This window comes from Plantactinospora sp. WMMB782 (assembly GCF_049179135.1).
In the GTDB taxonomy this organism is placed as follows: domain Bacteria; phylum Actinomycetota; class Actinomycetes; order Mycobacteriales; family Micromonosporaceae; genus Plantactinospora.
Map to the genome: position 1 here is coordinate 4,043,080 of NZ_JBMHMC010000007.1, position 20,779 is coordinate 4,063,858.

Consider the following 20,779-nt stretch of genomic DNA (forward strand, 5'->3'; position numbering starts at 1 on the left):
CCGTTAGCCGTCAGTATGCCTTTCGGGGGAGGCCGGATTGGAGCCGAGGCAGCCGGACGACGAGTCGCATGGCGACACTGCTGTCCTTGCCGGGCAGATTTTCGACACATTTCGAGAACGGCTGGAGGCGGAGAACAGCGTACTGATGCAGAGCCCGGACACCGTACGCCAACTGCGCCGCCAGGTGGCCTCGATCGTGACCGAAGTGCTGGGCCGGTCCGATCCGCCAGCCACTCCGGACAGCCCGGAGGAGGTTGCGGACGATCTCGGAGAACCGGTGGCCGAAACGCCGCTGGCGGTGCAGATCGGGGCCAGTCGGGCACTGCGCGGCGTACACCCGGTGGAGTCGCTGCGGGCGGCGTCGGCGCTGTTCGACGCCGCCCTGCCGGTGCTGGTCGGGCCGGGAGGCCGGCCCGACGGCACGGATCCGCTCGTGCTGAGCGCCGCCCTGCACCGGGCGGTGATGGACCGGGTGGCCCTCGCCTCGCTCGCCTACGTCAGCTTCCTGATGGAGAAGCTCCAGGCGTCCCGCCAGGAGGAGTGCCGCCGGATAGCCCGGGAGCTGCACGACCGGGTAGGCCACGGCATGGGCCTGGCGTTGCAGCACCTCGACCTGCACCGGCTCTACGCCGCGCAGGACCCCGACCGCGCCGAGGTCAAGCTCGCCGCCGCCGTCGCGTCGCTGGGCGAGGCACTGCGCACCGTGCAGCAGCTCTCGGCCGAACTGCGCCGCTCGGTCGGCGCGGACGGCATCGAACGGGCGCTGCGGGCGTACCTGCGGGCCAACGTCCCGGCGACGGTGCAGGCAACCTTCCAGGTGACGGGGGACGCGAAACTGCTGCCCTCCGACGTCAGCGAGGAGCTGTACCTGATCCTGCGCGAAGCGGTCCGCAACGCGCTCCGGCACGCCGCGCCGACCCGGATCACCATCGACCTGGAGGTCACCGACCTGCTGGTCCGGGCGACGGTGGTCGACGACGGCCGGGGCTTCGAACCCGGCAACGTGGCCTTCAGCCAGGGCGGCGGGCTGCCGTCCATGGGGGAGCGGGCCGATCTGCTCCGGGGCCAGCTCGACCTGCACAGCCGGCTCGGCCAGGGCACCCGGATCGGCGTACAGGTGCCGCTGCGCGGTGAGCGGCTGTGACCGCCGGCCTGATCCGGGTCGCCCTCGCCGACGACCACACGCTGTTCCGGCAGGGCATCCGGGAGATGCTCTCCACCGACCCGGGGATCCAGGTGGTCGGCGAGGCGGCCACCGGCCCGGACGCGGTCGGGCTGGTGCTGGCGGAACGCCCCGACGTGCTGCTGCTCGACGTGGAGATGCCGGGCCCCGGCGCCGGCCCGGTGATCCGGGAACTGCGCCGGGTCCGCCCGCAGACCCAGGTCGTGGTGCTGACCATGCACGACGACGCCGACGTGGTGCGCGACCTGCTCAACTGTGGCGCCGCCGCGTACCTGGTCAAGACGATCCTCCGGGACGAGCTGGTGGTCGCGGTCCGCTCGGTGGCGAACCGATCCGACACGGTGCTGCTCTCGGTCTCCCGGCGTACGGTGTCGCAGCTCGACAACCAGCGGGACCGCGCCGGCAGCTCGGCGGGCCCGCTCACCGACCGGGAGCTGGAGGTGCTGACGTTGACCGCGCAGGCGTTCAGCAACGCCCAGATCGCCAGCCGGTTGCACATCACCCAGGCGACCGTGAAACGCCACCTGACGAACATCTACGCCAAACTCCAGGCGGTCTCCCGGGTCGACGCGATCCGGAAGGCCACCGCGGCCCGACTGATCGACCCGGACGGCGGCCCACTCCGGTGACGCTGCCGGACGTGGCCCGCTCCGGTGACGTGGCTGCCGGCGGGGTCGAGCGGACACGCTCGGTAGTCGAGGTTTCCTAGAGTCCGGCTCCGGGTTCCCGCCGTAGCTTCGGGCCATGACGACCTCAGCGATCCGATCGGCGCCCGGAGCGGACCCCGGGACGACAGCGCAGCCGGGGCCGGACCCGGGGACGACGGCGCAGCCGGGGCCGGACCCCGGGACGACAGGGGTGCCGGACCCCGGAACGGCAGGGGCGCGGCCGCGCTGGTCCCGGCGTACCCGGGGGCTGCTGGTGGCGGCGGTGCTCTGGCTCGGGTACGCGCTGCTCCAGCCGGTGCTCTCCGGCCGCTGGTGGCTGATGCAACTGCCCGACCTGGCCCCGCCGCTGGTCTTCCTGCTCGTACCGCTGCTCCTGGCGGCGCTGGCCTGGACGGCGCGCGGCGCCCGGCGGCTGGTCGCGCTGGTCGCGGCGGCCGGCCTGGTCGCCGGTGCCGGCAATCTCGGGATCAACTGGTACGCCCTCGGCGACCCGCCGCCACCCGCCCCGCCCGGCGCGATCCGGGTGGTCTCCTGGAACACCAGCTACTGGCACCAGAGCGAGGACCCGGCCGACTTCTACACCTTCGTGAAGAGCCAGCCCGCCGACGTCTACGTGTTGCAGGAGTACCTCTACCACGACCCGGACCGGATGTGGATGGTCGAGTACGACGACCTGGCCCGGCTGCGCCAGGAGTTCCCCGGCTACCACATCTACGCGGTCGGCGAACTCGTCACGCTCTCCCGGTTCCCGATCTCGGCCAGCCGGCCGCTCTGGGTCGACGCCGAGATGCCCGAGCTGGGCAACGAGTGGCCGGACTACTGGAAGGTCAAGACGATCCGTACCGACCTGGCGGTGGGGGACCGGACGCTGTCGGTCTACAACGTGCACCTCCAGGTGTCGGTGGACACCAGCGCGGAGCCGGTCGAGCTGATCCGCGACTCCCGGGGCCGCTTCGACAACCGCCGGTTGCAGTACCGGGCGATCGCCGACGACGTGGCGGCGAACCCGAACCAGTCGCTTGTGGTGGGTGATTTCAACACCTCGCCCTCGATGAGCGAGACCCGGGACTTCGACGGGCTGGTCGAGGACGCGATCCGGGCCGACCGCTCCTTCTACCCGGTCTCCTGGCAGACCCAGGGGCCGCTGCAACTGTGGCGGGTGGACCGGGCGTTCACCACCCCCGGACTGACCGTGCACGAGTACGACCTGGTCGACCCGCGCGGACGCTCCGACCATGCCCTGCAACGGATGCAGCTCTCGCTCGCCGCGCCGAACAGCTGACCGCGCCATCCTGGCCGGTCGACACGCGCCGGCCGGTCGACACGCGCCCGCCGGACACCGCGCCGACGGCGCCCGATCTTCGAAGTCTGGAGGCAGACCATGACCGCAGCAGCCCTGGATACCGCCGCTACCGGCACCCGACCCTCCGCCGCGCTGCGGGTGGCCCGGGTCGTCGCCCGGGTGCACCTGGTCGTCGCGACCTGTCTGGCCGGGTACACGGCGCTCTGGGTCACCACGCTCCAGTCCAGCGAGGGACAACTCGCCGCCACCGGGGTGAGCCGGCTGGACATCAAGCTGATGTGGTTCTCGCTGGCCGGCGTGGTGCTGCTGGCGGTCGTGGGCACCAGACTGCTCCGCCGGCTGCCCGGTACGCCCACAACCCACCGGACCGCGCTGGCGGTGCACGCCCTGGCCGTGCTCAACTGCGGCTGGCAGTCGACGATGGTCTACCAGCACACCACCCTGGCGATGCTGCTGCCCCCACTGCTGATCGCCGCCCTCCTGCTGGTACGCCCAGACGCGGACGCCTGACGCCTGACGCCTGACGGCTGACGCCTGGCGCCTCTCGGCCGGCGCCTGGCGCGGCTCGGCCCGCGGCTGACGGCCGGCGGCTGTCCGGCGGCTGGCGACGATCCACGGAACCTGTTGGACCCCACGGCCGGCGGAACCGGCCGACACAGGAAGGACGGACTGTGCAGACGGTAGAACTCGGTCGGACCGGTGAGCAGGTCAGCCAGCTCGCGCTCGGCGCCATGCTGATGGGCACGCTCACCGACGAGGCCACCTCGGTGCGGATGCTGGACCGCTATCTCGACGAGGGCGGCAACTTCGTCGACACCGCCGACTGCTACGCCTGGTGGCCCAACCGGGGCAGCTACGGCGGGGAGAGCGAGGAACTGCTCGGCCGGTGGCTACGCCGGTCCGGCGTACGCGACCGGGTCTTCCTGGCCACCAAGGGCAGCGCCATGCAGCGCAACCCGGAACTGCTCTGGGGCGAGGGACCCGACCCGGACTGGTCGGTGGCCCGGGAGAACTTCGAGGGAGCCGGCGGCGACACCCTGCGCAACGCCCTGGACGAGAGCCTGCGACGGCTCGGGGTCGACCACGTCGACCTCTACTACGTGCACGTCGACGACCGCTCGACGCCGCTGGAGGAGACCCTGGAGGCGCTGGCCGGGATGGTCCGGGCCGGCAAGGTACGCCACATCGGCTGGTCGAACGTACGCACCTGGCGGCTGGAGCGGATCCGGCAGCTCTGCGCCCGGCACGGCTGGCCCGCCCCGGTGGCGGTGCAGCAGCAGCACTCGTACCTGCGCCGCCGGGCCGGGCTGGACAATTTCTCCATCGTGGACGACGAACAGCTCGACTACCTGCGTGAACACGACGACCTGACCCTGGTGTCGTTCTCGCCACTGGTCAAGGGCATCTACGACGACCCGGCGAAGCGGGCCGGGCACTGGGCGATGGCTCCCTACGAGGGCCCGGACGCCGACGCCCGGATCGCCGTACTGACCGAGGTGGCCGGCGAGGTCGGCCTGACCCCGAACCAGCTCGTACTCGCCTGGTTGCTGCACCAGACCTCGCCCCGGGTGGTCCCGCTGATCGGCCCGCGTACCTTCGAACAGCTGGAGGCCGCCCTGCCGGCGCTCGGCGCGAAACTCAGCGGCGACCAGCTCGCCCGGCTCGACGCCGCCGGTGCCTGACCGACCGGCCACCGGCCCTCCAGCGCTATCCGGCACCGGCTTGAGGGTTTCCGCGTTGTCCTGGCATATCCTGGGGCGATGGGCCCGGAAACCCTCAACCTGGTGAGCCGACCCGGCCGGGTGGGGCGCCCGAGCCCTGCGGGTCGTCTGCTGAGCGGGGGCGGTGTGGTGGGCGGGGCCCGGTGGTGAGCGGGGCGGCGCGGCGGCTGCGTCCCGTCGACCTCGCCCGGCTGGCCGGCATCTCCACCCAGCAGGTGCGCAACTATCTCGACGCCGGAGTCCTGCCCCCGGCGCCCCGCAGCGCCGCCGGATACCGCCAGTTCGACGACCGGCACCGCCGGGCGCTGCTCACCTATCGGGCGCTGGCCGCCGGCTACGGATGGGAGACAGCCAGGGCGATCATGCACGCGGTGCACGCCGGGGACCTGCCGTCGGCGCTGGCCCTGGTCGACGCCGGCCACGCGGGGCTGCACGAGGAGCGGCAGGCACTCGCCGGGACCGCCGCCGCGCTGGAGGCGGTCGCCGGGCAGGAAACCGAGCCGGCGGCCGTACCCCGGCTGACGCTGCGGATCGGCGAGCTGGCGGCCCGGCTCGGCGTGCGTACCTCCGCGCTGCGGGTCTGGGAGGCGGCCGGGCTGCTGGTGCCGGAGCGGGAGCCGGACACCGGGTACCGCCGGTTCGGCCCGGCCGAGATCCGGGACGCGCAGATGATCCACATGCTGCGCCGGAGCCGCTACCTGCTGCCGCAGATCCGGCCGATCCTGGACGGCCTGCGCCGCACCGGCAGCACCGCAGCGCTCCGGGCCGCCGTGGCCCGCCGCCGGCAGGAGCTGACCGGGCGGGCCACCGCGATGCTGGCCGGGTCGAGCCGGCTGCACGACTACCTGACCGCCGACGCACCGGCCGACTGACCGCTGCCGCCGGCCGACTCGCCGCTGCCGCACCGGGCGGCGGGCCTGGCTCCGCTCCGGGTTCGTCGGCGAGCGGTGCGCTGTCGGCCGGTACCCGGAGATAGGCTGCCGGGCGTGGAGTCCGTGCCGTTCCTCCTCGCCGGCCGGCCGGCGCAGGGTGCCGACCCGCTGGTGGTCCGGCATCCGTACGACGGCCGTGAGGTCGGCCGGACCAGCTTCGCCGACCCGGAGCAGGTCGAGGCGGCGGTGGCCGCCGCGGCGGCGGTGGCGGACCGGGCAGCCGCGCTGCCCGCACACGTCCGGGCCGGCGCCCTCGACCACGTCTCCCGGCGGCTCGCCGAGCGGGCCGAGGAGATCGCCCGGCTGATCACCGCCGAGAGCGGCAAGCCGGTCCGGTGGGCCAGGGTCGAGGTGACCCGCGCAATCGGCACCTTCCGGTGGGCCGCCGAGGAGGCCCGGCGTTGGTCCGGCGAGGTGCAGCGACTGGACACCGAACCGACCGGCGAGGGCCGGCTCGCCCTGGTGGGGCGGCTGCCCCGGGGCCCGGTGCTCGGCATCACCCCGTTCAACTTTCCGCTGAACCTGGTGGCGCACAAGGTCGCCCCGGCACTCGCGGTCGGGGCGCCGATCGTCGTCAAGCCGGCCCCGGCCACCCCGCTGACCGCGCTGCTCCTCGGTGAACTGCTGGCCGAGGTGACCGAGCCGGACGGCTCCGGCACCGGGCTGCCGGCCGGGCTGGTCTCGGTGCTTCCGCTGCCCGACGACCGGGCCGGCGACCTGGTCCGCGACCCCCGGCTGCCGGTGGTCTCGTTCACCGGCTCCGGGCCGGTCGGCACGGCGATCCGGCGCTCGGTCCCGGAGAAGCACGTGACGCTCGAACTGGGCGGCAACGCCGCCGCGCTGGTCTGCGCGGACTGGGCCGGCACCGACGACCTCGACCACGCCGCGCGCCGGATCGCGACCTTCGGCAACTACCAGGCCGGGCAGAGCTGCATCGCGGTGCAGCGGGTCTTCGTGCACGAGTGGCTGCTCGACGCCTTCCTGCCCCGGCTGGTCGCGGCGGTCGCCGCGCTGGCCACCGGGGACCCGGCGGACGAGGCGACCGAGGTCGGGCCGCTTGTCGACGAGGCCGCCGCCCGCCGGGTGGAGAGCTGGGTGGACGAGGCCGTCGCCGCCGGCGCCGCCGTCGAACTCGGCGGTAGGCGGGAGGGCGCCAGCTACGCCCCGACCGTGCTGACCGGGGTGCCGCCGGGCTGCCGGGTGAGCACCGAGGAGGTCTTCGGGCCGGTCCTGGTGGTGGCGCCGGTGCCGGACGACGCGGCCGGGTTCACCGCCGTCAACGACTCGGCGTACGGGTTGCAGGCGGGGATCTTCACGCACCGCCTGGAGACGGCGTTCGCGGCGTACCGGGCGCTGCGGGTCGGTGGTGTGATCGTCGGCGACGTGCCGTCGTACCGGGCCGACCAGATGCCGTACGGCGGTACGAAGGGCAGCGGCGTCGGCCGGGAGGGGGTACGCAGCGCGATGCGGGACTACACCGAGTCCCGGGTGCTGGTGCTGAGCGGGATCGAGTGGTGACCGGCCGGCCGCCGGCCCTCGCCACGGTCTCCGCCGCCGTCGAGCTCCCGGGCACCGTCGCCGAGGCGGTGGCGGTGCAGGACCGGCTGCGTCCACTGGCCGACCTGACCGGGCCGGGGCCGGCCGCACCCCGCACCGTGGCCGGACTCGACGTCGCGTACGCCGAGGACGGCGACCGGCTCGCCGCCGCCGTGACCGTGCTGGACACGGCCACCCTGGCGGTACTCGACACGGCGGTGGTCACCGGCCGGGCCGCCTTCGACTACGTACCCGGGCTCTTCGCCTTCCGGGAACTACCCGCCCTGCTCGCCGCGCTCGCCCGGCTGACCGTCGAGCCGGAGCTGCTGGTCTGCGACGGGCACGGGCTGGCCCATCCGCGCCGGTTCGGCCTCGCCTGCCACCTGGGGGTGCTCACCGACCGTCCGGCGATCGGCGTCGGCAAGACCCCGCTGGTCGGCACCTGGTCCGAGCCGGACCGGCGGCGCGGCTCCTGGACCCCGCTGCGGGACGGCACCGACGAGGTCGGCCGGGTGCTGCGGACCCGGGACGACGTCAAGCCGGTCTTCGTCTCGGTCGGGCACCGGATGGGTCTGGCGAACGCCTGCGCCCAGGTGCTCCGGCTCACCCCGCGCTACCGGCTGCCGGAGACCACCCGGCAGGCCGACCGGGCATGCCGGGCCGAACTGCGCAGATCCGTCGGGGTGTGACGGTGCGGCAGATCCGTCGGGGTGTGACGGTGCCGCGGATCCGTCGGACTGTGACGGTGCGGGACGCCTGCTCGTTTCGAAGGGCGGGAGGCTCACCTCCGGTCACCGGCGGAGGATTCGGCGCGGGGCCGGCCGGGCAGAAGAGAGGGCGGTTGCCGGCACACCGGTAGCCTGTTCCCTGATCTTGCACTGCGACGAGCGAGGTAAACATGTCGGTACGGCGTGGCGCGACCTGGCTGGGAACCGTCGGTCTGCTGGCCGGCGTGGCGGTGGCACTCGCACCCGCCCCGGCCCAGGCCGAGGGCGAACAGGTGAAGGTGCGCGCGCCGAACTCGATAAGCGCGGGCGGCTCGGCGGCCTCGGTGACGGTGAACGTCTCGATGCGCGGCGGCGACTGCGTGAACGTCCGTACCGCACTCGCCGTGCAGCTGCCGGGGCTGACCGCCGACCGGGTCGAGGTGCGGATCCCCGCCGGCGGCGACTGGCGGCGGGTGCCGGTCTCGGCGGCCGGGGACGGGTTGTTCGTCACCGAACGCACCGCCCCGCAGCGGCCCGAACTCTGCGCGCGGAAGAACGTCTCCAACCGTTACCGGGTGAACCTGGCCGAGGGAGCGCCGGGCGGCCGGGTCACGCTTGTCGCCGAGGCGTACGCGGCGGGCGGCCGGCTGCTCGGCCGGGGCGGCGACGCGGCCCGGGTGACCGGACGGACCGGGAAGGTCCCGCAGCGTACCCCCGAACCGGTGACCCCGTCGGCGACCCCGCAGGCCACCGAGGCGGCGGACGCCGAGTCGCCCCAGGATGTCGCAGCCGCGCTGCCGGTGCGGCCCGCCGCCGCCGAGGACTCCGGCGGGTCGCTCGGGCTCGGCGGCATGGTGATGGTGGTCGGCGTGGTGATGGTCGGGATCGGCATCGCCCTGATCGTGCTGCTGGTCCGCCGCAGTCGGGCGGAGCGGGCCCGGGCCGGTACGCCGTCCGCCGCTGCCGCCGACCCGACCGGCGCCGAACAGACCGCCCGGATCGTCCTGCTCGGCGCGGAGCCGACCACCCGGATCCCGCCGACCGGCGCGGAACCGACCACCCGGATCCCACCGGCCGGCCCGGTCTTCCGCAGCGCGACACCGCCGGCCGGCGCCCCCGGGCCACTCGCACAGCCCACCGCCCCCGGGCCACGCCCGCAGTCCGCCCCTCCGGGTGGGCCACTCGCGCAGCCCACCGCTCCCGCTCCAGTTCCGCCGGCCGCCGTGCCCGGTCAGGTTCCGCCGCCTGCCGTGCCCGGTCAGGTCTCGCCGGGCGGGATGGCCGGTGGCGACCAGACGCTGATCCTGCCCGTTTCGGCGACGAGCCCGCGGCGACCGAGCGGGACGACCCCGCCCCGGCAGGCAGACGGCACCCCGGCGCCGCCGCGTGGGGCCGGTCGTCCGGCCGATCCGGGCGAGGTGCCGGCCGGGCAGACCGGACCGGACGCCGCCGCAGCCACGGAGCCGCCCGCGACCGGCGGGCCCGACGCCACCCTGATCCTGCCGCCCTCCCGCCGCCCACCGCGCTGACCCGACTGCGTTGACCCCACCGTGTTGGACCCCACCGCGCTGGCCCGACTGAATCGGCCCACCGCGCTGACCCGACTGAATCGGCCCACCGCGCTGGCCCGACCGGGTTGGCCCCGCCGCGCCGGACCCCACCGGGTTGACTTCGCCGCGCTGCCCCGCCACACCCGCCCGGTGGCGGCGTGTCGGGGTGCTGGGGGAGGTCGGCGGGGGTGAAGGGGGTTGTTCGTCGTTGGCGGATCGCCTTGGGGCAGGGCGCGGGGCCAGGCTCCGATACGCTCAGGCCGTTGACCGAGTGGCCGGCTGAGGGGCGGGATCTTGTCTGATTTGTCCGCAATCGTCAAGGCGTACGACGTCCGGGGCACAGTACCCGAGCAGTGGGACGAGCGGGCCGCCGAGGCGTTGGGCGCGGCCTTCGCGCAACTCCTGCGTACCTCCGGGGAGCCGGCCGGGACCGTTGCCGTCGCGCACGACATGCGGGACTCGTCACCGGGGCTGGCCGCCGCGTTCGCCGCCGGGGTCCGGGCCGAGGGACTCGGGGTGCTCCACCTCGGCCTGGGCAGCACGGATCTGCTCTACTACGCCTCCGGCAGCCTCGACCTGCCCGGCGCGATGTTCACCGCCAGCCACAACCCGGCCGCCTACAACGGGATCAAGATGTGCCGCTCGGGCGCCCGGCCCATCGGCCAGGACACCGGGCTGGCCGAGCTGCGCGACCGGGCCCAGGCGATGCTGGACAAGGGCGAGACCCGCGCGGCCGACGAGCCGCTGCCGCCGCTCGAACACCGCGACCTGCTGCCGGCGTACGCCGCCCACCTGCGCACCCTCGTCGACCTGACCGGCATCCGCCCGCTGAAGGTGGTCATCGACGCCGGCAACGGGATGGGCGGGCACACCGCACCGGCGGTGCTCGGCGACGCCGTGCTGCCGGCGCTGCCGCTGGAGATCGTGCCGCTCTACTTCGAACTCGACGGCTCCTTCCCCAACCACGAGGCGAACCCGCTCGACCCGGCGAACCTGGTCGACCTCCAGGCGGCGGTACGCGAGCACGGCGCCGACCTCGGGCTCGCCTTCGACGGCGACGCCGACCGCTGCTTCGTGGTCGACGAGCGGGGCGAACCGGTCTCCCCGTCGGCGATCACCGCCCTGGTGGCGGTACGCGAGCTGGCCAAGCACCCCGGCGCGGCGATCATCCACAACCTGATCACCTCCACTGCGGTGCCGGAGATAGTCCGGGAGCACGGCGGCGAGCCGGTGCGCAGCCGGGTGGGGCACTCCTTCATCAAGGCCGAGATGGCCCGCACCAACGCGGCCTTCGGCGGCGAGCACTCGGCGCACTACTACTTCCGGGACTTCTGGTTCGCCGACACCGGCATGCTGGCCGCGATGCACCTGCTGGCGGCGCTCGGCGAGCAGGACGGCCCGCTGTCGGAGCTCGGCCGGGCGTACGAGCGGTACGCCGCCTCCGGCGAGATCAACTCGACGGTACCGGACCAGCGGGCCAAGCTCGCCGAGGTCCGGGCGGCCTACCCGGACGCCGAGACCGACGAGCTGGACGGGTTGACGCTGCGCTTCCCGGACGGCGCCTGGGTCAACCTGCGCCCGTCCAACACCGAGCCGCTGCTGCGGCTGAACGTCGAGGCACCCACCCCGGACCGGATGGTGGCGCTCCGCGACGAGGTGCTCGGACTGGTTCGCCGATAAGATCCATCGCGCTGGTCGGAGACCCGGCGTACCCGACCTGTCGCCCGAGGAGTGGAAGGAGCCGCACGGTGGCCCTCGACCCGCAGTTGCTGGAGATCCTGGCCTGCCCGGACACCCATCACGCACCGCTGGACTACGACCCGGCGGCGCAGACCCTGACCTGCACCGAGTGCGCGCGGATCTTCGACGTACGCGACGACGTGCCGGTGCTGCTGCTGGACGAGGCGCGCGGCGGCCCGGCGGCCGCCGGAGGTCCGGCCGCGGCCGGCCCGGCGGACGTCTCCGCCGGCGTCCGGGTGAGCGATACGCAGGCCCCCTCGGCCGCTCCGGAACCCGCCTCCGGTGGTTCGGACGCGGTTCCCGGCGTCGGCACGGACCAGCGGTGATGGACGGTACGGCCGGTCTGCGCGGACGCGCGGTCGCCGACGAGGCGCTGCTCGACGACGTCGCGGCGATGAACGAGAGCGACCCGGGCGGGATGCTCCGGCACACCGCCTCGGGCGGCGCCCAGGTGCGGGAGTCGGCCGCGCTGGCCGCCGAGGCCAACCTCGGGGCGCTTGCCGACGAGGGCCGCCCCCGGGCGGTGGTGATCGCCGGCATCGGCACCGCCGCGCGTACCGGGGAGGTGCTGGCCACCGTCGCCGGGCCACGCTGCCCGGTCCCGGTGATCCAGCACCGCAGCGCCGGGGTGCCCGGCTGGGTCGGCGCGGCGGACGTGGTGATCGCGGTCAGCGCCTCCGGACGCAGTCCCGAGGCGCTCGGCGCGGCCGAGGCCGCCGCCCGGCGCGGTGCCCGGCTGGTCGCGGTCGGCGCACCCGACTCGCAGCTCCAGTCGGTCGCCGAGGGAGTCCGTGCCCCGTTCGTCCCGGTGCCCCGCCGGGCGCCGGCCCGGGCCAGCCTCTGGGCGCTGACCGTGCCGGTGCTGCTGGCCGCCCGCGCGCTCGGCCTGGTCAAGGTGAACGAGGCGGACCTGGCCGAGACGGCGGCCCGGCTGGACGCGGACGCCGACCGGTGCCGCCCGTCCGCCGAGTCGTTCGTCAACCCGGCGAAGTCGCTGGCGCTGGGCCTGGCCGGCTCGGTGCCGATCGTCTGGGGCTCGTCGCCGCTGGCCACCGCCGCCGCCCGGCGGTTCGGCGACACCCTCTCGGCGAACGCCCGTTACCCGGTGGTGGCCGGGGCGCTCGGCGAGGCCGGCCGGGGCCGGGTCGGCCTGCTGGACGGGGTCTTCGGCGGTCTCGGCGAGTCGAGCCGGGACATCTTCGCCGACCCGGACGACGAGCCGAGCGGTACCCGGCTGCGGCTGGTGCTGCTCCGGGACGGCGGCCTGAACGCCGAGGACGACACCGACGAACCGCTGGTGGTGGAGGAACGCCGGGCCGACGCCGTGCAGACCCTCGCCGAGCGGCGCGGGGTGCGCTGCGACGTGGTGACCGCCGAGGGTGGTTCCGCGCTGGAACGGCTCGCCTCGCTGGTCGCCGTCCCCGACTTCGCCTCGATCTACCTGGCGCTGGCGCACGGCCTCGACCCGATGGCCGTACCGGCGATCACCGAGATGAAGGAGCTTGCGAACCCGTGACCGAGCAGAACACCCGGGCCGGCGCCGCCGTGGCGCCGGCTCCGACCGCTCCGGCGGGGGGCCGGTCGTGAGCGCGAGCGGCGGCACCAGGGCCATCGTCGCCGCGCTGCTGGCCAACCTGGGCATCGCGGTCACCAAGTTCGTCGCGTTCGCGCTGAGCGGCTCGTCGTCGATGCTTGCCGAGTCGATCCACTCGGTCGCCGACTCCGGCAACCAGGCGCTGCTGCTGCTCGGCGGGCGCCGGGCCCGCCGCCGGGCCACCCCGGAACACCCCTTCGGGTACGGCCGGGAGCGCTACATCTACGCGTTCATCGTCTCGATCGTGCTGTTCAGCCTCGGTGGTCTCTTCGCGCTCTACGAGGCGTACCACAAGTGGCACGAGCAGCAGATACACCCGGGAGGCATCGAGTCCTGGCAGTGGCTGCCGGTGGTCGTGCTGGTGGTCGCGATCATCCTGGAGTCGTTCTCGTTCCGGACCGCGATCGTGGAGTCGAACGCGGTCCGGGGCAAGGCGTCCTGGACGCAGTTCGTCCGCCGGGCCAAGGCCCCGGAGTTGCCGGTGGTGCTCCTGGAGGATCTGGGCGCGCTGCTCGGTCTGATCTTCGCCCTGGTCGGCGTCTCGATGACCCTGATCACCGACAACGGCTACTGGGACGCGGCCGGGACAGCCGCGATCGGCATCCTGCTGGTGGCCATCGCGGTCATCCTGGCGATCGAGACCCGCAGCCTGCTGCTCGGCGAGGCGGCCAACCCGGACGACGTCCGCCGGATCGAGCAGGCGATCACCGAAGGGTCCGAGGTCGAGCGGATCATCCACATGAAGACCCTGCACCTGGGCCCGGAGGAGCTGCTGGTCGCGGCCAAGGTCGCGGTCCGGCCGTACGCCTCGGCGGCCGAACTGGCCGAGGGGATCAACTCGGTCGAGGCGCGGATCCGCAACTCGGTGCCGATCGCCCGGGTGATCTACCTGGAGCCGGACATCTACCGCAACGCGGAGCAGCCCGCCGACGGGGTGGCGGAACTCAAGGAGGTCTGAGCAGGTGGAGCCGCTGCACGGTCGGATCCGCGACTACGCGTGGGGGTCGCGGACCGTCCTGGCCCGGTTGCAGGGCCGCCCGGTGCCGAGCGACGGCCCCGAGGCGGAACTCTGGCTCGGCGCCCATCCCGGTGACCCGTCCACACTGGATCGGGACGGCGCGCCACGGAACCTGGTCGACGCGTTCGCCGAGGACCCGGGTCGCTGGCTCGGCGTCGACGTGATCGACAGGTTCGGCCAGCGGCTGCCGTTCCTGCTCAAGGTGCTTGCCCCGGAGGCGCCGCTGTCGTTGCAGGCGCACCCGGACGCCGAGCAGGCCAGGGCCGGGTACGCCGCCGAGACGACCGACCCGGAGCTGACCCACCGCAACTACGTCGACCCGTACCACAAGCCGGAGATGCTCGTCGCGGTCTCGCCGTTCCGGGCGCTGTGCGGGTTCCGCGACCCCAAGCTCTCGGCGGACCTGCTGGACGCGTTCGGGGTACCCGCGTTGGCGCCGGTGGTCGCCGCGCTGCGCGGTGGCGTCGACGGGTTGCCGGCGGCGGTGCGTGCCCTGCTCAGCTGGCCGTCGTCCGAGCGGGCCGAGCTGGTCGCGGCGGTGCTGGCGGCGGAGGTCGGCGAGCAGTTCGCCGGCTCGGCGGAGCTGGCCCGCGACCTGGCCGGACGTTATCCGGCCGACCCGGGGGTACTTGTCGCACTGCTGCTCAACCACGTCAGCCTGGCCCCGGGCGAGGCGATCTGGATGCCGGCCGGCAACCTGCACGCCTACCTGCACGGTGCCGGGGTGGAGATCCTGGCGGCCAGCGACAACGTGCTGCGTGGCGGGCTGACCCCGAAGCACGTGGACGTCCGGGAACTGCTCCGGGTACTCCGCTTCGAGGTGCTGGCCGACCCGGTGGTCAGCCCGGTGCCGGTTGCTCCCGGGGTGGTCACCTGGCCGGTGCCGGTGGACGACTTCGCCCTGCACCGGGTACGCCTCGACGGCGGGGTGCGGTCCGCCCGGCTGGACCTGCTAGGTCCCCGGATCGCGCTCTGCCTGGCCGGCGAGGTGACCGTGGCCGACGCCGCCGGTTCGACGCTGCTCGGGCAGGGCGGTGCCGCGATCGGCCGGGCCGACGGCGGCACCGTCACCGTCACCGGCGAGGGCGACCTCTACCTGGCCTCGGTCGGCGCCCCGCGTTGACCCCTGTGCGGCCCCCGACGCGGCCCCGCGACACGCGAGATCGCACTACGTCCCGGAAGTAGTGGCCTCGGTCCGGGCACGTGGGACTCCTGCCGCGACACTGCGCGAGCTTTCCCGGTCGAATGCGCGGGAATCTCGAATCGGCTTGACATCAACTTTGCGCAGTGTGACGCTATGGGTACGCAGCGTTATCGCGACGCAGGTCCGAGACACGCGCGGGGAACCAAACCGGGGGGATGCGCGGGGCGGCCGGAGGCTGGGCGGAACACCGCCCGGAGCCGACCGCCCCGCGCGCTGTCCGGTGCCCGCGAGCTGTCCCGGCGTGCGCGAGCCTCCGGGGGTGCGCGAGCTGTCCCGGCGGCGGTGGCGGTGCGGTGGCGGAGCGGGCAGGTGCCCCGGTGGCCGCCGATCCGCCCGCTCTGTCCAGTTTGTGACCCGGCCGGGGTCCGTCGCCGTACGCCCGGGGCGTAACGTGGAGAGTCGCGCCGCAGACCGTACGACAGGAGCCTTCATGACCAGCACTCTCCCGGCAACCGCGGGTGGTTCGTCCGCCGCGTCCCGCCCCGGCTCTGTCGCCGAGGGCGACTACAAGGTGGCGGACCTCTCGCTCGCCGAGTTCGGGCGCAAGGAGATCCGCCTCGCCGAGCACGAGATGCCCGGCCTGATGTCGATCCGTCGCGAGTACGCCGCCGAGCAGCCGCTGCGCGGTGCCCGGATCACCGGCTCGCTGCACATGACGATCCAGACCGCGGTGCTCATCGAGACCCTGGTGGCGCTCGGCGCACAGGTCCGCTGGGCCTCGTGCAACATCTTCTCCACCCAGGACCACGCGGCCGCCGCGATCGTCGTCGGGCCGGACGGCACCGTCGACGCCCCCTCCGGGGTCCCGGTCTACGCCTGGAAGGGCGAGACCCTCGAGGAGTACTGGTGGTGCACCGAGCAGGTGCTGCTCTGGCCGGACGGCCAGGGGCCGAACATGATCCTCGACGACGGCGGTGACGCCACCCTGCTGGTGCACCGGGGTGCCCAGTTCGAGGCGGCCGGCGCGGTGCCGCCGGTGGAGACCGCCGACTCCGAGGAGTACGCGGTCATCCTCGACCTGCTGCACCGCTCGCTCGCCCAGGACGGCCAGCGCTGGACCCGGGTCGCCGCCGGCATCAGGGGCGTCACCGAGGAGACCACCACCGGCGTGCACCGGCTCTACGAGATGCAGCAGAACGGCACGCTGCTCTTCCCGGCCATCAACGTCAACGACTCGGTGACCAAGAGCAAGTTCGACAACAAGTACGGCTGCCGCCACTCGCTCATCGACGGCATCAACCGGGCCACCGACGTGCTGATCGGCGGCAAGACCGCGGTCGTGCTCGGCTACGGCGACGTCGGCAAGGGCTGCGCGGAGTCGTTGCGTGGCCAGGGTGCCCGGGTCATCGTCACCGAGGTCGACCCGATCTGCGCGCTCCAGGCCGCGATGGACGGCTACCAGGTCGCCACCCTGGACGACGTGGTGGAGACCGCCGACATCTTCATCACCGCCACCGGCTGCTTCGACGTGATCCGCAACGACCACATGGCCCGGATGAAGCACCAGGCGATCGTCGGCAACATCGGCCACTTCGACAACGAGATCGACATGGCCGGCCTGGCCAAGCGCTCCGACGTGCAGCGGATCAACATCAAGCCGCAGGTGGACGTCTGGCAGTTCGACGACGGCCACTCGATCATCGTGCTCTCCGAGGGCCGGCTGCTCAACCTGGGCAACGCCACCGGGCACCCGAGCTTCGTGATGTCGAACTCGTTCGCCAACCAGACCATCGCGCAGATCGAGCTCTTCACCAAGACCGACCAGTACCCGGTCGGCGTCTACACGCTGCCGAAGCACCTGGACGAGAAGGTCGCCCGGCTGCACCTGGACGCGCTCGGCGCCAAGCTGACCGAGCTGACCAAGGAGCAGGCCAGCTACCTCGGCATTCCGGTCGAGGGGCCGTACAAGTCGGAGCACTACCGCTACTGAGCAACGGGTTTCGCCGCCGGACCACCGGTCCGGCGGCGCCACCGGGTGAACGACCGACGAGCCCGGGTCGGCAGGGGGCTGCCGGTCCGGGCTCGCTCGTCAGGGTCGGCGGCGGGGGCGGAACCAGCTCCAGAGGCAGTAGCCGAGCCAGGCGATCGCCACCGCCGTGGCGAGCGGACGCAGGCGCAGCGCGTTCAACGCGATCACCAGCGCCAGCACCAGCAGCCAGGGCAGGAACGCCTTCACCGCGTCGACCTCTCCGGCACGGCGGGATCGACCACCGCCGCGGGGCGGACCAGTGCTGGCCGGGGCGGCACCGGATGCGCTGGCAGAAACGCGACCGTGTCACTCGGGACGGCGGCGGCCGGGACACCTGCGGGCGGGGCGGCTGCGGCCGGGACCGCCGGTCGGACCACGGTCGGGGGGTCGGTGGCCGGTGCGGCGAGTTCCGGCCAGAGGGTCGCGGCCGCCGAGCGGGTGCCCGCCAGCCGCTGTCGCGCCCGCGTATGCCGCTCGGCCAGTACGGCGGCCAGGTAGGCCCACTCGGGCACGCCGGGCGGGGGCGGTGGTGAGGTCACCGCCGCCACCTCCGCCCAGAGTGACCGGGTCAGCCGGCGGCGGGAGTCCCGGGTCAGCGTCGAGGTCCGACTGAGCAGTTGGCGTACGGCCAGCGCCAGGTCGTCGTCCAGCCGGGTCAGGTCGAGGGTGGCCGCCCAGCCGGCCAGCGGCGGGACCATCGTCGGCAGGTAGTTGGTGCCGGTCGGACTCCGGTCGTGGATGACCAGGGTGCCGGCGGCCAGGTCACCGAGTCGCCGTCCCCGGGGATCGGTGAGCATCACCGTCACGCCGACGACCCAGGTCAGCAGCGGCAGCACCAGTCCGGGCCACTCGACCGCGACCCCGACCAGGCTGCGGGTCAGCGCCTGCCGGAAACCGACCCGGCCGCCGTCGGTGCGTACCACCCGGAGCCCGACCGCCAGCTTGCCGAGCGTACGGCCGGAGTTGAGGGTCTCGCAGGCGACCGGGTAGCCGACCAGCAGCAGCACCATGCCGACGGTCTGCAACCCGGCCAGGGCGGCCCGGTCCAGCACGGCGGCGCCGACAAGTCCGCTGAGCAGGAGTGACGCGGAGGTGACCAGGATGACCGCCAGGGTGAACTGCACCAGGACGTCGAGGAGCAGTGCGAGGATCCGCGAGCCGAGCCGGGCGGCCCGGATGTCCAGTTCGACCGCCTCGCCGCTGACCAGTCCGGCGTCCGTGCCGTACCCGGTCGGGTGGCCCGGCCGTCCCGGAGCGGACCTCGGCGGTTGCGCTGTCACCCGCACAGTGAACACTATGGTCGCGAACCCTGGGGGAGTGAGTTGGATCTCGACGCGTACACCGCCGAGCACGACCGGGAGTGGCGGCGGCTGGCCGAGCTGACCGGACGGTACCGGCTGGACGCCGACGAGGCCGACGAGCTGATCGCCCTCTACCAGCGGGCCGCCACGCACCTGTCGGTGGTGCGCAGCCGGTCGCCCGACCCGGTGTTGGTCGCCCGGCTCTCCCAGCTGGTGTTGGCGGCCCGGGGCCGGCTGGCCGGCCGGACCGGATTCTCCTGGGCTGCGGTCGGCCGGTTCCTCTCCACCGGTTTCCCGTCGGCCGTCTACCGGGCCTGGCCGTGGTGCGCCGCCGTCGGCGCCGGGTTCGTGCTGGTCGCCGGCTTCCTGATGTACTGGACGGCCGGGCACCCGGAGTCCGCCGCCGCACTCATCGGCGAGGACGCGGCGGCCGAGGCGTTCGAGGCCCGGTTCGTCGGCTACTACAGCGAGTACTCGGCACCGAGCTTCGCCTTCCAACTGTGGACGCACAACGCCTGGGTCGCCGCCCGCTGCCTCGCCTCCGGCATCCTGGTGCTGCCGGTCTTCTATCTGTTGTGGCACAACGCCCTCAACATCGGTGTGACCGGCGGGGTGCTCGCCGCCTACGGCCGTACCGACGTCTTTTTCAGCATGATCACGCCGCACGGCCTGCTGGAGTTGACCGGGATCTTCGTGGCGGCCGGGGTCGGCCTGCGGATCGGCTGGGCCTGGATCGCGCCGCCGCCCGAACTGACCCGGGGCCAGGCGGTGGCCCGGGCCGGGCGGGCCGGTGTGGGGGTCGCGGTCGGCCTGGTGGGGCTCTTCGCGGTCGCCGGGCTCATCGAGGCGTTCGTCACCCCGGCGGCGGTCCCGACCGGGATCCGGATCGGCATCGGCGTGCTCGCCTGGCTCGGTTTCCTCGGTTACGTCGGCTACTTCGGGCGCCGGGCGGCGGTCCGGGAGAGAGCCGGCCGGGTCGCCGCGGCGTGATCGCGGGTGGGGTGGTACAGCAGGCCCCTCGTCAGAGTTGGCCGAGGGCCTTGAGTCGCAGGTAGGTGTCGGTGACCGCCGGCGCCAGCCGGTCGGCCGGGGCGTCCACCACGGTCACGCCGTGCCGGGCCAGCGCCGCGCGTACCCGGTCCCGGTCGCCGAGCGCCCGCCAGGCCGCCGCCGCCGCGTAGGCGTCCTCGACCCGTTCCGGTCTCCGGCCGGTCAACCCGGTAAGCACCGGATCGTGCACCGACGCCACGATCACCCGGTGCCGGGCGGCCAGCCGGGGCAGCACCGGCAGCAGCCCCTCGCCCAGGGCACCCGGTTCCAGGGCGGTGAAGAGCACCACCACCGAGCGCTGTCGCTCCCGCCGGAGGATCTCCCCGGCGACCAGGTCGAAGTCGGTCTCCACCAGGTTCGGCTGGAGCGGGGCGAGCGCGTCGACAAGCCGGGCCAGCAGCGTCGACTGGGCACCGCCGGTCAACGCCACCCGGACCGCGCTGTCCACGGCCAGCAGGTCGACCCGGTCGCCGGCCCGGGAGGCCAGCGCCGCCAGCAGCAGGGCGGCGTCGATCGCGGCGTCCAGCCGGGGCTCGTCGCCGACGCGTACCGCGCTGGTCCGTCCGGTGTCGAGTACGCAGACCACCCGCCGGTCCCGCTCCGGCCGCCAGGTCCGGACCAGTACGTCGGCCCGCCGGGCACTGGCCCGCCAGTCGACCGAGCGCACGTCGTCGCCGACCACGTACTCGCGCAGGGTGTCGAACTCGGTGCCCTGGCCCCGCCCCCGGGCCACCTCGGTGCCGTCGATGATCCGCAGCCGGGCCAGCTTCTCCGGCAGATGCCGGCGGGACTCGAACCGGGGCAGCACCCGCAACGTCCACTCCGGAGTGGCCGGCCGCCCGGTCCGCTGCCGGAACGCCAGCCCCAGCGGCCCGTACGAGCGCAGCGTCAACCGCAGCGCCGGCCGGTCACCGCGCCGGGTCGGGGTCAGCCGGCTGGGCAGTTCCACGCGCTCGCCGGGCTCGACGCGTACCGCCGGGGCGCCGGGGAAGTCGAAGCGGGCCCCGGCGGACGGCACCCAGGCGTCCCGGAGCACCGCCCGCAGCGGCCGGTCCGAGGTGTTGTGCAGCCGCAGCGTGACGGTGGCGGTGTCGCCGAGCCGGACGGCCCGGTCGCCGTCCCGACTCGCCTGCACCGCGCCCGGCGGGGCGGCCAGCCACCAGTCGAGGACGGTGAGCGCCAGCACCGCCCCGGACATCACCAGCACACCGAGCCACGGCGCCGGCCAGAGCGGCAGGGTCAGCGCGCCCGCGCCGAGCAGCACCGCCGCCCGTCCCGTCATCGTCCCGCCCGTCCCGTCCTC

At 74.0% G+C, this 20,779-nt stretch carries 18 protein-coding genes and 1 pseudogene; 16 read left to right on the plus strand and 3 right to left on the minus strand.

From position 1 onward, the window contains the following. Positions 1-37: 37 nt before the first annotated feature. The 15 genes and pseudogenes from ACN28A_RS20520 (at position 38) to ahcY (ending at position 17,086) form a co-directional block, all read left to right on the plus strand. Positions 38-1,144, plus strand: coding sequence for a sensor histidine kinase (locus ACN28A_RS20520; RefSeq protein WP_421397138.1), 1,107 nt, complete (start codon positions 38-40; stop codon positions 1,142-1,144). Continuing rightward, complete coding sequence (locus ACN28A_RS20525; protein ID WP_421397139.1) at positions 1,141-1,812, plus strand: response regulator transcription factor; 672 nt, start codon at positions 1,141-1,143, stop codon at positions 1,810-1,812. Before ACN28A_RS20520 ends, ACN28A_RS20525 begins: the two co-directional genes overlap by 4 nt. A gap of 229 nt (positions 1,813-2,041) precedes the next feature. Next, positions 2,042-3,133 (plus strand): endonuclease/exonuclease/phosphatase family protein, encoded by a 1,092-nt coding sequence (locus ACN28A_RS20530; RefSeq protein WP_421397141.1) that lies wholly within the window; start codon positions 2,042-2,044, stop codon positions 3,131-3,133. Positions 3,134-3,232: 99 nt separating this feature from the next. Beyond that, positions 3,233-3,664 (plus strand): hypothetical protein, encoded by a 432-nt coding sequence (locus ACN28A_RS20535; protein ID WP_421397142.1) that lies wholly within the window; start codon positions 3,233-3,235, stop codon positions 3,662-3,664. A 161-nt stretch (positions 3,665-3,825) separates the two neighbouring features. Next, positions 3,826-4,836: an aldo/keto reductase gene (locus tag ACN28A_RS20540; protein ID WP_421397143.1), complete on the plus strand. Its 1,011-nt coding sequence runs from the start codon at positions 3,826-3,828 to the stop codon at positions 4,834-4,836. A gap of 185 nt (positions 4,837-5,021) precedes the next feature. After that, positions 5,022-5,747 (plus strand): MerR family transcriptional regulator, encoded by a 726-nt coding sequence (locus ACN28A_RS20545; protein ID WP_421397144.1) that lies wholly within the window; start codon positions 5,022-5,024, stop codon positions 5,745-5,747. A gap of 114 nt (positions 5,748-5,861) precedes the next feature. Continuing rightward, positions 5,862-7,325: an aldehyde dehydrogenase family protein gene (locus tag ACN28A_RS20550; protein ID WP_421397145.1), complete on the plus strand. Its 1,464-nt coding sequence runs from the start codon at positions 5,862-5,864 to the stop codon at positions 7,323-7,325. Continuing rightward, complete coding sequence (locus ACN28A_RS20555) at positions 7,322-8,032, plus strand: endonuclease V (RefSeq protein ID WP_421397147.1); 711 nt, start codon at positions 7,322-7,324, stop codon at positions 8,030-8,032. The genes ACN28A_RS20550 and ACN28A_RS20555 overlap by 4 nt, the downstream gene beginning before the upstream one ends. Positions 8,033-8,241: 209 nt before the next feature. Further along, complete coding sequence (locus ACN28A_RS20560) at positions 8,242-9,579, plus strand: hypothetical protein (RefSeq protein WP_421397148.1); 1,338 nt, start codon at positions 8,242-8,244, stop codon at positions 9,577-9,579. Positions 9,580-9,894: 315 nt separating this feature from the next. Next, positions 9,895-11,280, plus strand: coding sequence for a phosphomannomutase/phosphoglucomutase (locus tag ACN28A_RS20565; RefSeq protein ID WP_421397149.1), 1,386 nt, complete (start codon positions 9,895-9,897; stop codon positions 11,278-11,280). Between the two features lie 68 nt (positions 11,281-11,348). Then, positions 11,349-11,522: pseudogene (locus ACN28A_RS20570) on the plus strand (Trm112 family protein); the annotation flags it as partial. A gap of 140 nt (positions 11,523-11,662) precedes the next feature. Further along, a complete protein-coding gene (locus tag ACN28A_RS20575; protein ID WP_278058897.1) occupies positions 11,663-12,856 on the plus strand; it encodes an SIS domain-containing protein in 1,194 nt (397 codons plus the stop codon). A gap of 67 nt (positions 12,857-12,923) precedes the next feature. After that, complete coding sequence (locus ACN28A_RS20580) at positions 12,924-13,892, plus strand: cation diffusion facilitator family transporter (protein ID WP_421397151.1); 969 nt, start codon at positions 12,924-12,926, stop codon at positions 13,890-13,892. Between the two features lie 4 nt (positions 13,893-13,896). After that, positions 13,897-15,075 (plus strand): mannose-6-phosphate isomerase, class I, encoded by a 1,179-nt coding sequence (gene manA / locus ACN28A_RS20585; protein WP_421397152.1) that lies wholly within the window; start codon positions 13,897-13,899, stop codon positions 15,073-15,075. Between the two features lie 511 nt (positions 15,076-15,586). Further along, positions 15,587-17,086, plus strand: coding sequence for an adenosylhomocysteinase (gene ahcY / locus ACN28A_RS20590; protein WP_421397154.1), 1,500 nt, complete (start codon positions 15,587-15,589; stop codon positions 17,084-17,086). A 99-nt stretch (positions 17,087-17,185) separates the two neighbouring features. Here the strand turns inward: ahcY and ACN28A_RS20595 are convergent, their stop codons facing one another. Next, positions 17,186-17,332 (minus strand): hypothetical protein, encoded by a 147-nt coding sequence (locus tag ACN28A_RS20595; protein WP_421397155.1) that lies wholly within the window; start codon positions 17,330-17,332, stop codon positions 17,186-17,188. Beyond that, positions 17,329-18,405, minus strand: a complete 1,077-nt coding sequence (locus ACN28A_RS20600; protein WP_421397156.1) for an RDD family protein — start codon at positions 18,403-18,405, stop codon at positions 17,329-17,331. The genes ACN28A_RS20595 and ACN28A_RS20600 overlap by 4 nt, the downstream gene beginning before the upstream one ends. A gap of 42 nt (positions 18,406-18,447) precedes the next feature. Between ACN28A_RS20600 and ACN28A_RS20605 the strand changes: the two genes are divergently transcribed. Beyond that, on the plus strand, positions 18,448-19,416 hold the full coding sequence (locus tag ACN28A_RS20605) for a stage II sporulation protein M (RefSeq protein WP_421397158.1): 969 nt from the start codon (positions 18,448-18,450) through the stop codon (positions 19,414-19,416). A 31-nt stretch (positions 19,417-19,447) separates the two neighbouring features. Here ACN28A_RS20605 and ACN28A_RS20610 read toward each other — a convergent pair whose 3' ends face one another. Further along, positions 19,448-20,758 (minus strand): DUF58 domain-containing protein, encoded by a 1,311-nt coding sequence (locus tag ACN28A_RS20610; protein ID WP_421397159.1) that lies wholly within the window; start codon positions 20,756-20,758, stop codon positions 19,448-19,450. Between the last annotated feature and the right edge of the window lie 21 nt (positions 20,759-20,779).